This is a genomic window from Actinomadura sp. B10D3, from assembly GCF_039871695.1.
Taxonomy (GTDB): domain Bacteria; phylum Actinomycetota; class Actinomycetes; order Streptosporangiales; family Streptosporangiaceae; genus Spirillospora; species Spirillospora madurae.
Genome location: NZ_JBDPLY010000008.1, coordinates 178,995 through 190,184, shown reverse-complemented (window position 1 = coordinate 190,184; position 11,190 = coordinate 178,995). Strand labels below are relative to the sequence as shown.

Annotated in this window: 13 protein-coding genes and 1 pseudogene; 6 read left to right on the top strand and 8 right to left on the bottom strand. The window is 70.0% G+C overall.

Annotated features, from left to right (window positions below; all coding sequences use genetic code 11):
- Window positions 1-209: 209 nt before the first annotated feature.
- Window positions 210-1,850, bottom strand: a complete 1,641-nt coding sequence (locus tag ABGB11_RS15620) for an AMP-binding protein (protein WP_347633216.1) — start codon at window positions 1,848-1,850, stop codon at window positions 210-212.
- Between the two features lie 238 nt (window positions 1,851-2,088).
- Here ABGB11_RS15620 and sbnA point away from each other — a divergent pair, with 238 nt between their 5' ends.
- Window positions 2,089-3,054 carry a 2,3-diaminopropionate biosynthesis protein SbnA gene (gene sbnA / locus ABGB11_RS15615; RefSeq protein WP_347633214.1) on the top strand — a complete coding sequence of 322 codons (966 nt, stop codon included), beginning with the start codon at window positions 2,089-2,091 and terminating at the stop codon, window positions 3,052-3,054.
- 24 nt (window positions 3,055-3,078) lie between these two features.
- Complete coding sequence (gene sbnB, locus ABGB11_RS15610) at window positions 3,079-4,104, top strand: 2,3-diaminopropionate biosynthesis protein SbnB (protein ID WP_347633212.1); 1,026 nt, start codon at window positions 3,079-3,081, stop codon at window positions 4,102-4,104.
- Here sbnB and ABGB11_RS15605 read toward each other — a convergent pair.
- The gene (locus tag ABGB11_RS15605; protein WP_347633210.1) at window positions 4,095-4,922 is read right to left on the bottom strand and encodes a helix-turn-helix transcriptional regulator; all 828 of its coding nucleotides are present in this window, start codon (window positions 4,920-4,922) and stop codon (window positions 4,095-4,097) included. The genes sbnB and ABGB11_RS15605 overlap by 10 nt on opposite strands.
- A gap of 101 nt (window positions 4,923-5,023) precedes the next feature.
- Here ABGB11_RS15605 and ABGB11_RS15600 point away from each other — a divergent pair, with 101 nt between their 5' ends.
- Together ABGB11_RS15600 and ABGB11_RS15595 are read left to right on the top strand one after the other, a co-directional pair.
- Window positions 5,024-5,752, top strand: a complete 729-nt coding sequence (locus tag ABGB11_RS15600) for an SDR family oxidoreductase (protein WP_347633208.1) — start codon at window positions 5,024-5,026, stop codon at window positions 5,750-5,752.
- Between the two features lie 11 nt (window positions 5,753-5,763).
- Window positions 5,764-6,513 (top strand): glucose 1-dehydrogenase, encoded by a 750-nt coding sequence (locus ABGB11_RS15595; protein ID WP_347633206.1) that lies wholly within the window; start codon window positions 5,764-5,766, stop codon window positions 6,511-6,513.
- Here ABGB11_RS15595 and ABGB11_RS15590 read toward each other — a convergent pair whose 3' ends face one another.
- The 3 genes from ABGB11_RS15590 to ABGB11_RS15580 form a co-directional block, all read right to left on the bottom strand.
- Complete coding sequence (locus tag ABGB11_RS15590) at window positions 6,514-6,933, bottom strand: NUDIX hydrolase (protein WP_347633204.1); 420 nt, start codon at window positions 6,931-6,933, stop codon at window positions 6,514-6,516. It lies immediately after the preceding gene.
- Window positions 6,934-7,575: a hypothetical protein gene (locus ABGB11_RS15585; protein WP_347633202.1), complete on the bottom strand. Its 642-nt coding sequence runs from the start codon at window positions 7,573-7,575 to the stop codon at window positions 6,934-6,936. It lies immediately after the preceding gene.
- 110 nt (window positions 7,576-7,685) lie between these two features.
- Window positions 7,686-8,264, bottom strand: a complete 579-nt coding sequence (locus tag ABGB11_RS15580; RefSeq protein WP_347633200.1) for a Uma2 family endonuclease — start codon at window positions 8,262-8,264, stop codon at window positions 7,686-7,688.
- Window positions 8,265-8,413: 149 nt separating this feature from the next.
- On the opposite strand from ABGB11_RS15580, the gene ABGB11_RS15575 reads away from it, so the two are divergent.
- Entirely contained in the window at window positions 8,414-8,956 is a 543-nt protein-coding gene (locus ABGB11_RS15575) for a DUF1707 domain-containing protein (RefSeq protein ID WP_347633198.1), read from the top strand.
- 156 nt (window positions 8,957-9,112) lie between these two features.
- Here the strand turns inward: ABGB11_RS15575 and ABGB11_RS15570 are convergent.
- The 3 genes and pseudogenes from ABGB11_RS15570 to ABGB11_RS15560 form a co-directional block, all read right to left on the bottom strand.
- A pseudogene (locus ABGB11_RS15570) lies at window positions 9,113-9,382 on the bottom strand (nitroreductase/quinone reductase family protein).
- Window positions 9,383-9,573: 191 nt separating this feature from the next.
- Complete coding sequence (locus ABGB11_RS15565) at window positions 9,574-9,768, bottom strand: DUF397 domain-containing protein (RefSeq protein WP_347633196.1); 195 nt, start codon at window positions 9,766-9,768, stop codon at window positions 9,574-9,576.
- Window positions 9,765-10,577, bottom strand: coding sequence for a helix-turn-helix transcriptional regulator (locus ABGB11_RS15560; RefSeq protein ID WP_347633194.1), 813 nt, complete (start codon window positions 10,575-10,577; stop codon window positions 9,765-9,767). Before ABGB11_RS15560 ends, ABGB11_RS15565 begins: the two co-directional genes overlap by 4 nt.
- A gap of 128 nt (window positions 10,578-10,705) precedes the next feature.
- On the opposite strand from ABGB11_RS15560, the gene ABGB11_RS15555 reads away from it, so the two are divergent.
- On the top strand, window positions 10,706-11,110 hold the full coding sequence (locus ABGB11_RS15555; RefSeq protein WP_347633192.1) for an ATP-binding protein: 405 nt from the start codon (window positions 10,706-10,708) through the stop codon (window positions 11,108-11,110).
- Window positions 11,111-11,190 lie beyond the last annotated feature (80 nt).

Sequence of the window (11,190 nt, the reverse complement as noted above, 5' to 3'; positions counted from 1 at the left end):
TACTCAGGAGTAGCGGGGTCACAGTCAACCAGCCTGTCACATGGCTCGCAATCCCCTCAAAAGCAGAACTTGGCCCGTCCCATTGCTAACAGGAGTGACAAAACGGCCGGCCGGGCGCGCGTATCCGGCGAGGACTGACGCTCACCCGATGACAAAGGTTGGCAACCGAATCCGGTCAGCTCGATTACGCAGAGTAAATGGCAGGGGCCCTACCTGGGCGGGTACTCGTGCACCACGACCGCCGCGGCCCGCACCGCCGGGTGCCGCTGCAGCACCGCCTCGATCTCGCCCAGCTCCATCCGCACTCCGGCGATCTTGACCTGGCGGTCGACGCGTCCCAGGTACTGCAGGGTGGGCCGGTCCTCGCCGCCCGCGCCCGCCGGCAGCAGCTTCACCGCGTCGCCCGTCCGGTACAGGCGGCCGGTCGGGGACGATCCGAACGGGTCGCGGTAGAACGCCTCGCGGGTCCGCTCGTCGTTGCCGATGTAGCCGCGCCCGACGACCAGGCCGCCCACGAACAGCTCGCCGGTCTCCCCCACGTCGCACGCCGCCCACGTGCCGTCGTCCTCGGCACGGAGCACGTACAGGCGCGCGTTGACGATCGGGGTGCCGATCGGCAGCCGGAGAAGCCCCAGGTCACCGGAGGTCACGGCGTGGTGGGTGACGTCGTCGGAGCATTCGGTCGGGCCGTAGGCGTTGAGGAGCCGGGCGTGCGGCATCGCCTCCAGCCAGCGGCGCGACAGCTCCACCGGCAACTCCTCGCCGGTGGCGATCATCCAGCGGAGGTTCGGCAAGGGTCGTTGCCGGGGGGTCTGGGGGGTCGTCCCCCCAGATGGGAAGGGTCGTTGCCGGGGGGCCTGGGGGGTCGTCCCCCCAGATGGGAAGGGCCGTTGCCGGGGGGCCTGGGGGGTCGTCCCCCCAGGATGAGCCGACCCGGGGGCGAGATCGTCCAGGAGGTGCCTGACCATGGTGGGAACGAGCTCGACGACCGTGATGCCCTGCTCGTCCACCGCACGGGCGAAGGCCGCCGGGTCGTGGCCCGTCGCGTCGCCGATGACGTCCACCCGTCCGCCGAGCAGCAGCGGGCTGAGCATCTGCCAGATCGAGATGTCGAAGCCGAGCGGCGCGGTGAACGCGACGACGTCCGCGCCGGTCAGCTCCAGGTCGATGTTCTTCGCCCAGAGGTGGTTGAGCATGCCGCGGTGCTCGACGACCGCGCCCTTGGGGCGGCCCGTCGAACCCGAGGTGAACAGCACGTACCGGGGCTGGTCGGGGGCGGCCGGCCGCGGCTCGCCCGCCCAGGGGGCGAGGCCCTCGGCCGCGGCGGCGCGGACCACGCGGCAGCCGGCCTCGGCGGCGCCCTCCAGCAGGGCGGGGGCGGTCGCCCCGGCGTCGACCGCGACCAGCACGGACGCCTCCGCCTGGTCGAGGACGTCGCGGACGCGGCCCGCCGGCCAGGTCTCGTCGGCCGGGACGTAGAGGGCGCCGACCAGCTCGATCGCGAGGAACGCGGCGATGACCGACGCGCACCGCCCGCCGCCGACGCCGACCACCGTGCCGGGTTCGACCCCCTCCCGCTCCAGGAGCGCGGCCAGGCGCCGGGCCTCGGCGGCCAGTTCCCCATAGGAGAGCGACCGGTGCTCGTCGGTCACGGCGGGACGGTCCCGCTCGGCGGCGAACCGCTCCACGCGGGTGATGACGGGGTCAGCCAGGTCGACGTCCCGTTCCCGCAGCATCCCGTGCCGCGCGGCCAGCTCGCGGGCCCGCCGGGCCTCTGCCGCGGACACGTCCAGGGCGGGCAGCCCGGCCAGGGGGAGCAGCCGGTCCACGGCGGGTCCGCGAGCACTCATCATTACTCTCCGTGATGTAGAACTTCTCCGCTGTAACAGCAATACAAGCGGGGCCATAGCTTATGTCCGACACCCGGCAGAAGCACCTCGCATTCTGCCCTACCGGCGGGTAATCAGGGGGTTGCGGCGGCAAGATGCGCGAAGGTACCGTGATGAGCCGCCATGGCTCTGGCGTGAAGCCCGCGGCGAGCTTTCGGGGGAAGATGAGGGAATTGCTTCTTCATTTCAGGGTGGCAGCGTGCCGATAATAACCTCGCCGCAGGATTTCAATGTCGACGACCTTTACGTCGATCTGCGGCATGTCATCGAGCGCCCGCTCTACCTCAAATGCGAGGGCTTCAATTTCGCCGGCTCGGTGAAGCTGAAGGCGGCCGCGGCGATGGTGGAGGCGGCCGTCCGGGAGGGCGCGATCACCCCGGAATCGATCATCGTGGAGTCGTCGTCGGGCAACCTCGGTATCGCGCTCAGCCTGATCGCCGCGAGCCGCGGGCTGCGGTTCGTCTGCGTCACCGACCCGCGCTGCAACGCGGCGTCGATGCGGGTCATGCGGGCGCTCGGCGCGGAGGTGCGCGTCGTCTCCGGCACGGACGCCAACGGCGGCTACCTCGGAGGGCGCATCAAGTACGTCCAGGAGCTGTGCGCGGAGGACGCGCGGTACGTGTGGCTGAACCAGTACGCCAACCGGAACAACTGGCTGGCGCACTACAGCGGGACCGCTCCAGCGATCGACCGTGAGTTCCCCGACCTGGAGGTCCTCTTCGTCGGCGCCGGGACGACCGGCACCCTGATGGGCTGCGCCCGCTACTTCCGGGAGCACGGGCGGCCGGTCACGATCGTGGCGGTGGACGCGGTCGGCTCCGTCACGTTCGGCGGCATCCCCGAGCGCCGGATGGTGCCGGGCCTCGGCACCAGCAGCAAGCCCGCGCTGGTGGACGAGGCGTACATCGACGACGTGGTCCACGTCCCCGAGACCGACACGATCCGGACCGTGCACGCGCTCGCGGCGCGGGGGTTCCTGTTCGGCGGCTCCACCGGGACCGTCGTGTCGGGCGCGTCCCGCTGGCTGGCGGAGAAGTACCCCGGCGAGGACCCGATCGCGGTGGCCATCGCCCCCGACCTCGGTGAGCGGTACCTGGACTCCCTCTACGAGGAGAGCTGGGTGCGCGAGCACTTCGGCGACCTCGCCGCGATCCTCGGCGACTGATCATCTAGACGACACGGAGTTTCCATGACGCAGGCCCCCACTTTCGCCGTGATCTCCGGCGAGCAGGTCCACGACGCGGTCGCCGGGCGCGAGCGGGAGGTCACCCGGATGGTCGAGGCGGCCTACCGGCTGCACGGCGAGGGCCGGACCGTCAACCCCGACTCCTACTTCCTGCGGTTCCCCGACCGGCCGTCCGACCGGATCATCGCCCTGCCGGCATCGGTGCGCGGCGACGTCGGCGTGCACGGCATCAAGTGGATCTCCAGCTTCCCCGGCAACGTCGCGAACGGCGTCCCGCGCGCGTCGGCGGTGCTGATCCTGAACGACGCCGAGACCGGCTACCCGTTCGCGTGCCTGGAGAGCTCGATCATCTCCGCGGCGCGCACCGCCGCGTCCGCCGCCCTCGCCGCCGCCGCCCTCGCCGACGCCCGCGGGTCCCGGCCGCGCCGCGTCGGCTTCGCCGGGGTCGGCCTGATCGCCCGGTACATCCACACCTACCTGGCGGGGAACGGCTTCACGTTCGACGAGCTCGCGATCCACGACCTCTCCCGCGAGCACGCCGAGGGCTTCCAGGGGTATCTGGAGCGGTCGGAGAAGGGCCGGATCACGATCCACGCGTCGGCGGAATCGCTGATCCGCTCGTCCGACCTGGTCGTCTTCGCGACCGTCGCCGGCGAGCCGCACGTGCACGACCCGGCCTGGTTCGCGCACGGCCCGCTCGTCCTGCACGTGTCGCTCCGCGACCTCTCCCCCGAGATCATCCTGTCGTCCTGCAACATCGTGGACGACGTCGAGCACTGCATGAAGGCGAACACGTCCCCGCACCTGGCCGAGCAGCGGGTCGGCAACCGCGACTTCGTCGACGGGACGCTCTACGACGTCCTCACCGGGAAGACCGCGCCGCCCGCCGGCAAGCCGGTGGTGTTCTCACCGTTCGGGCTCGGCGTCCTCGACCTCGCCGTGGCGAAGTACGTGTACGACCACGTGTCGTCGTCGGGCTCGCTGAACACCGTCCCGGGTTTCTTCCATGAGATGAAGCGCTACGGCTGACGCCCGGTCGCGGCCAGGGACCCGAGCAGGGTCAGGGCCTCGCTGCTCGCCGACCCCGGTTCCGCGTGGTAGACGACGAGCTCCTGCCCGGGGCTCGACCGGACGTCGAACGTCTGCATGGTCAGGGTCAGCGGCCCGGCGTCGCGGTGCCGGAACCGCTTGCGTTCGAGCGCCTTGCCGCGAGCGTCGTGCCGCGCCCACAGCTCGGCGAACTCGGGGCTGCGTTCGAGCATCTCGGTGAGGACTTCGCGGACCCGCGGGTCGTGGGGCGCCTCGCCGTGGCCCAGCCGGAAACCGGCCACGCTGTTGCGGGCGACCTCGCGCCAGTCCTGGTAGAACGTCCGGGCGGCCGGGTCGGTGAAGACCACGTGCATGAGGTTGCGCGAGTGCGCCCAGTCGTGGAACAGCGCGTCGGCGATCGCGTTCGACGCGAGCACGTCGTAGGCGCGGTTGTAGACGATCGCGGGGTTGTCCGGCCACGCGTCCATGAGCTGGAGCAGGCCCGGATCGACGTGGTCGGTGCCCGCGCCGGCGCGCGAGCGCGGGCTGAGCCCGGCCAGGCGGAACAGGTGCGCGCGGCCGTCCTCCGCCAGCCGGAGGGCGGCGGCCAGCGCGTCGATCACCTGCGCCGACGGGGCCTTCTCCCGGCCCTGTTCGAGGCGGACGTAGTAGTCGACGCTGACCCCCGCGAGCATCGCGACCTCCTCGCGCCGCAGCCCTGGGACCCTGCGGAACCCGGTGGCGGGGAGGCCCACCTCGTCCGGTGTCACCCGGGCCCGCCGGGCGGAGAGGTAGGCGCCGAGTTCGGTGCGCGTCATGCCGCCATCGTAGGTCGCGGGCCACGAGGGTTCCTGGGTGCGGCACTCCCAGGAACCCCGCGACCTGCCACATCGCCGGCAGAACGACCACGGTGGTGGCCATGGCAACGAATCCATCGAAGGTCGTCCTGGTCACGGGCGCCAGCAGCGGTATCGGCGAGGCCGTCGCCGCCCGGCTCGTCAAGGAGGGCCACCGCGTGGTCGCGGGGGCGCGGCGGACCGACCGCCTCCAGGCGCTCGCCGACCGCTGCGGCGCCGGCCTGGACCCGGTGCGGCTGGACGTGACCGACCGGGCGGACGTCGCCGCGTTCGTCCAGGGCGCCCGCGACCGGCACGGGCGGGTGGACGTCCTGATCGGCAACGCCGGGGTCATGCCGCTGTCGCGGCTGGACTCGCTCCTCGTCGACGAGTGGGACCGGATGATCGATGTGAACGTCCGGGGCCTCCTGCACGGGATCGCCGCGGCCCTGCCCGTCTTCGCCGCGCAGGGCGGCGGGCACTTCGTCACGGTCGCGAGCGTCGGCGCGCACGAGGTCGTCCCGACCGGCGCCGTCTACTGCGGCACCAAGTACGCCGCGTGGGCGATCACCGAGGGGCTGCGCCAGGAGTGCGACCCGTCGATCCGCGTCACGACCGTCTCGCCCGGCGTGGTCACGTCCGAACTCGCCGACTCCATCACCGACCCCGGGGCCGCGGAGATGATGCGCACCTTCCGGGCGAACGCCATCGCCCCGGACGCCGTCGCCGACGCGGTCTCCTACGCCCTCTCCCAGCCGGACGGCGTCGACGTCAACGAGATCGTCGTCCGCCCGTCCCGCCAACGACCGTGAAGGAATCCACCGTGTCACTCCCGTCCACCTGGGACCTCACCGGCCGCGTCGCCGTCGTCACCGGCGCCGCCCGCGGCATCGGCCGCGCCACGGCCCTCCTCCTCCGCGACCGAGGCGCCCGCCTGGTCGTCACCGACCGCTCCGAGGCCGTCGAGGACCTCGCGTCCGGCACCGTGGCGGCCCTGGTCGGCGACGTCGCCGACGAGGACCTCGCCCGCTCGACCGCGCAGCTCGCCCTCGACCGGTTCGGACGCCTCGACATCCTGGTCAACAACGCCGGCCGCACCCTCAACAAGCCGATCACCGAGACGACCGTCGAGGACTTCGAGGACATCCTGCGCGTCAACGCGCGCGGCAACTTCGTCCAGGCCCGCGAGGCGTTCCGCGCGATGGACGCCGGCGGCGGCGGCGCGATCGTGTCGATCGCGTCCGTCTCCTCGGTCGTCGCGTTCGAGACGCAGACGGCCTACGCCGCGTCCAAGGGCGCGCTGGCCCAGATGACGCGCGTGCTCGCCATCGAGGGCGGGCCGAAGGGGATCCGCTCCAACGCCGTCCTCCCCGGCGTGATCGACACCGACATCATGGAGGGCGTCGTCGAGAACGGCCGCGCGATGCTCGCCTCGTTCGGCCCGGCCCACCCGATCGGCCGCATCGGGCGCCCCGAGGAGGTGGCCGAGACCGTCGCGTTCCTCGCGTCGGACGCGTCGAGCTTCATCACCGGCGCCCTCGTCGCCGTGGACGGAGGCTGGACCGCGCAGTGATCAGAGGCCGATCGCGGCCTTCTCGCCCATGTAGGAGCCCGCGCCGGGGAACCCGGCGCGGGCCAGCTCCACGAACCGCTCACCGAACCCGAGCCCCACCAGCTCCGCGAGAGCGACGAACGCCACGGCGCGAATCGGCCTGGTGTCGGTCCCCGCCACCAGGGCCCCGCCGACCCGCCGGGCCTCGAAGGTGATGTGCACGACGCCCGCCTGCACGTGGTCGCAGACGTAGAGCAGCCGCCCGACCTCGGCCTCGACGCCGGTCTCCTCCCTCATCTCCCGCACCAGCGCGCCGGCCAGGGTCTCCCCCGCCTCGACCTTCCCTCCGGGCAGCGACCACGACCGCCCGTCCCCCGTGTCCTGATCGAGGACCAGCAGCCGTCCGTCCTCGATCACCACCCCGGTGACCCGGACGGTCATTCAGACCTCCGAGACGTGCTGGAGCAGGTCGAAGACGAACACCGCCTCCATCCGCCGCCCGCCGGCCTCGAAGGGCACGACCTGCCAGATCGCGTTGGGCATCCGGTTCTCCCCCAGTCCGAAGAAGTCCCGCGCCTCGGACAGCAGGACGGACCAGGGGCGCATCTCGTCCACCGACCGCATCGGCGTCCCGGACCGCCGCACGAACTTCCGGCCGATCACGTATCCGCCGATTTCGGTGTCCAGGGTCGTGTGCTCGAGCCAGAAGTCGGGCCAGAGCGGAAAGGCGAACCGGTGCAGGGAGGGCCCGCCACTGACCGGCTCACCGAGGATCGCCGCCAGATCAGCGATCTTCTGATCCCGCAGGACCCGCCACCGTCCGGCCTCCTCCACCAGTCCGGCCGGCGGATCGTCGTAGGGCGCCGGCGGCTCCAGCACGGCCCCCGGGGCCATGTCGCGCATGTCGTCCAGCAGGGACAGCTGGTAGCCCTCCCTGGTCAGCGTCCGCGGAGGCCGCGGCTCGGGGTCGGCGAACCGCTCGCACGACCAGCACCACCACGGCTCCGGCCCGCCCATGCACGACCCGGTGAAGTAGATCTCGCGACGCTCATGCCGCCGATACAGCTCGTCGCCCACGGGCATGCCGTACTCCACCGGGATCAACGCCCCACCACACCGCTCACACTCAGCCTCCACACCCCCTCAGACGCCACCCCCACCCCAGGTGTTCGGCGAAGTCGCGAAGAGATGCCTCAGACGAAGTCGGTCGTGTCCAACTCGAACCCGAACGGCTCCGGGAGTGCCAGACCGTTGCCGACGGTCACCTGATCGGTGCGCGCATAGTCCTCGCCGTCCGGCCTGCTTAACAGCGTCACCCGCTTCTCGTCGCGATCGACGAGAAAGTAGAGCGGGATCTCCGCACGCGCGTAGGCCTGCCGCTTGCCTTCGCGATCCGCTCTCGGTCTCGAAGACGTCACCTCGACGACCATGGCGATTCCATCCGGTTCCGACCAGGAGTCGTCGTTGTCGTAGACATCCAGGTCGAGAGGCGCGAACGTCCCGTCCGGGATCACGTAGTTCGGCAGACCGCCGTCGCTGGGCAGGACGAGGCCCATGTTGCCGGAGAAGTCGAACGCGGTCGAACTGTGCAGCATGACCTGGCGGTTGATCCTGGCGATCGTCCGCTCGTGCCTGCTACCGGGGGGTGGTGACACGACGATCTCTCCGTCGATCAGCTCGGCTCGGAGACCCTCGGGGGTATCGAGGGCGAGGAATCTGTCCAGGAGACCGCTGTCGCCCTGCGTTGGAGGCTCATCAACCATGACAGTCATGCTCTGCTCCCTTCCTCGCGCACGAGCCTATAAGCAGAGCGTCACCTTTCGAATGCGGATTGTAGCAACCGAGCCTGGCGCATCCAGCGTATGGGCCCATCGCCGGATCCACCAAAGGTCGGTCGTCGAGGCGGCGTTAGAGTGAGGGCGTGGGCCCCTTGGCGGAAGACCCGTCGTCGCGGATCAGCGAAGACGATCGTGAGACGGCCGTGCGGCGCTTGCAGGGGGCCTATACCGAGGGGCACATCTCGCATGAGGAGATGGACGGGCTTCTCAATCGGGTGTTCGACGCCGGGACGCACGGCGAGCTGGTGACGGCGCTGGCCTCGCTCCCCGCGGAGAAGGCGCCCACCACGTCCACGATCGCCGCCGTCAGCGGGCGGATCCGGCGGCGCGGCGCATGGCGGGTGCCGCGGGTGCTGAAGGTCGAGTCCGCGTTCGGCCGGGTGCATCTGGACCTGTCCCGGGCGGTCATCGAGCATCCGGTGGTCGACATCGAGCTGCAGCTCACCACCGGCGAGGCGAAGATCACGGTGCCCCGCGACGCGGAGGTCGACGTCGAAGGTCTGCAGACCGTGTGGAAGGACTCGGCCTACACACCACCGCGGCGCTCCCGCCCCGGCGGGCCGAAGATCTTGATCTCCGGCACCATGGGCTTCGGACGCCTGAAGATCCGCCACGCCCGGCGCTGAAAGCCCAGATCCGCGGGGCGCGGCGTCATCGCGGGACGAGCCGGATCACCGGGTACTGCCGGTCTAACTTGCTCTGCTACTTCGCAATGCGCGGCTGCGCCGCGGCGATGCGCTGCCACGCCCGCTCGCGGTCCGCGCCCTCAAGCCGCTGCGGCGTCACGGGCACGGCGTCGTGCCTGGGCAGCTCGATCGCGCCTGGTCGGGGTGCGCCACCAGGTTGACGTACCAGTCCGGGTTCTGGCTCCCGCCGCCGGACGCGACGATCAGCCGCGCGTCCTCGCCATCGGCGAACTACGCCACCGGCGTCTCGCGAAGCCGCCCGCTCCGGCTCCCGACCGTGTTCAGGATCAGCACGTCCATCCCCATGAACGTGCCCCGGCCCCGCCGGACCTTGCGGTTCGTGCGGGCGTTCATCCGGTGCTGCATCCACCGCGAGAACGCTCCGGGCGTCCCGCTCCTAGGCTCGCCCGCCTGCTGCTGCACCATGTCCACCTCCACCCTGTTCTCCATGGAGGTCACGCTAGGAGCGGCTTGCTCCGGCCCGCTTCTCGATTCCTGACCGGTCCGGTTCCCCCACCAGCAGAAAGGCGGCGCCCGTCCGGCATCGCATCGGCGCCCTACATCCCGTCGAGGCTTCCCTTCTTGATCCGCCGCACCAGATCACCGAAGCCCTCGCCGCTCACAGCCAGCCGGGCTCCGTCCGGATCCTTCGAATCCCTGACCCCGACACCATCGGCAAGGTGGGCCAACTCGACGCACATCTCGTCAGTTGAGCTACCGCTGTAGGAGCTCTTGCGCCAGTTGATCGTCATGCGAACTCCTCCATGAGCTTCCCGATTAGGGCACGAGATTCGGCCTCAGATGAGGCTTTCGTCCCGATTAATTCGAAGTCTACGGCCATTGCTCGAACCTCAGCAGCATCCTGGACCAATCGGCCACCGTGGAAGGCACCGGCGTAGGCGACGTCCCTGCGCTCCAGGCTCATGATCTGGAATGGACCGTTCAACCCGATGTGCCAGCCAGCCGAGCGTGCGATGACCCGGACACTCAGATTCGCACGCTCTCCCAACTCAAGCAGCCGCTTGAGCTGGGCCTTCATGACTTCTGGGCTTCCCACCGGACGGTCCAGCGCATCCTGATCGAGAAGAACCATCATCAGGGGGTGCTCCTCCCTGCCGATGATCAGTTCCTGCCGCGCCATGCGGCCCATCAGGGCCTTCTCGACATCGTCGACGCGAGCCATTGACAAGCCGGCGCGGGCGTAGTCCTCGGTCTGCAGCGGAACGGGAATGACCTGCCCCTGATAAATGCGGAGGATCCCCGCCTTCATCTCATATTCGACACTCTGGCGGAACCAGTCCGGGCTATGGAGCGAACGCGCGAACCCCAGCAGTCGTTCGAAGTGCCCTCCGGTCTCCCATGCCTCATCGAGGGCCTTCGCTTGGCCCATGTCGATACACGCCCGCCCCGCTTCCAGGTTCGCAACATGGGATCGGACACAGTTGATGATCTTGCCCACCTGGACACCGGTGAGCCCTCGCTTCTGACGATAGAACCGCAGGTCATAAGCGAGCCACGCATAGAGCGAGGACGCTGGGTCGATTTCGTCGGCGGCACTCATCGCAGTCCTGGTTGTTTGAGGTGTTTGCAAATACATCCCAGCGTAATGACGAATCGCGACCCTGGGGACACGAACCGTGAACCTCTCCAGGAAGAAGCAGGTGAGTGATGATCTCAACCTCGGACTGCATGCTGATCCCCATGCTGGCGTCGAAGGCGGCGCCGGGTCTGGCTCGCACACTTACCCAAACCCGTCTTAACAAGTGGGGCTATACGCACATTTCGGACGACGTGTTTCTGGTCGCCTCGGAATTGGTCACGAACGCCGCGGCGGCGACGCCCGGAGAGGAGATCCGCTACCAGTGCAGCCGGGACTCCGGTGGGGTCCTCATCGCCGTCTGGGACGCCAGCCCGGAACGCCCGCGGGCCCGTCCGATGGTCGAGACGACGCTCGACACTCTTGATGTGTCCGAGGAGCACTGGGACGACAACGGCGGCCGGGGCCTTCCGATCGTCGCGGCCCTCGCCGCCGAGTGCGGTCACACGCCCGACCCGTCCGGCGGCAAGTGGGTCTGGGCCCGCCTCAAGCCCTGACCCCGCACGACCGGCGAGACCACCAGCGGTTACGGGCGTCGGCCGGTACCGGTCTGCTCGGATTCGTCGCAACCGCGCCT

What these genes read in the sequence shown, in the direction of transcription:
- ABGB11_RS15620 (WP_347633216.1), bottom strand. Translation starts at nt 1,850, where the DNA reads ATGAGTGCTCGCGGACCCGCCGTGGACCGGCTGCTCCCCCTGGCCGGG.
- sbnB (WP_347633212.1), top strand. Translation starts at nt 3,079, where the DNA reads ATGACGCAGGCCCCCACTTTCGCCGTGATCTCCGGCGAGCAGGTCCAC.
- ABGB11_RS15605 (WP_347633210.1), bottom strand. Translation starts at nt 4,922, where the DNA reads ATGACGCGCACCGAACTCGGCGCCTACCTCTCCGCCCGGCGGGCCCGG.
- ABGB11_RS15600 (WP_347633208.1), top strand. Translation starts at nt 5,024, where the DNA reads ATGGCAACGAATCCATCGAAGGTCGTCCTGGTCACGGGCGCCAGCAGC.
- ABGB11_RS15590 (WP_347633204.1), bottom strand. Translation starts at nt 6,933, where the DNA reads ATGACCGTCCGGGTCACCGGGGTGGTGATCGAGGACGGACGGCTGCTG.
- ABGB11_RS15585 (WP_347633202.1), bottom strand. Translation starts at nt 7,575, where the DNA reads ATGCCCGTGGGCGACGAGCTGTATCGGCGGCATGAGCGTCGCGAGATC.
- ABGB11_RS15580 (WP_347633200.1), bottom strand. Translation starts at nt 8,264, where the DNA reads ATGACTGTCATGGTTGATGAGCCTCCAACGCAGGGCGACAGCGGTCTC.
- ABGB11_RS15565 (WP_347633196.1), bottom strand. Translation starts at nt 9,768, where the DNA reads ATGACGATCAACTGGCGCAAGAGCTCCTACAGCGGTAGCTCAACTGAC.
- ABGB11_RS15560 (WP_347633194.1), bottom strand. Translation starts at nt 10,577, where the DNA reads ATGAGTGCCGCCGACGAAATCGACCCAGCGTCCTCGCTCTATGCGTGG.
- ABGB11_RS15555 (WP_347633192.1), top strand. Translation starts at nt 10,706, where the DNA reads ATGCTGATCCCCATGCTGGCGTCGAAGGCGGCGCCGGGTCTGGCTCGC.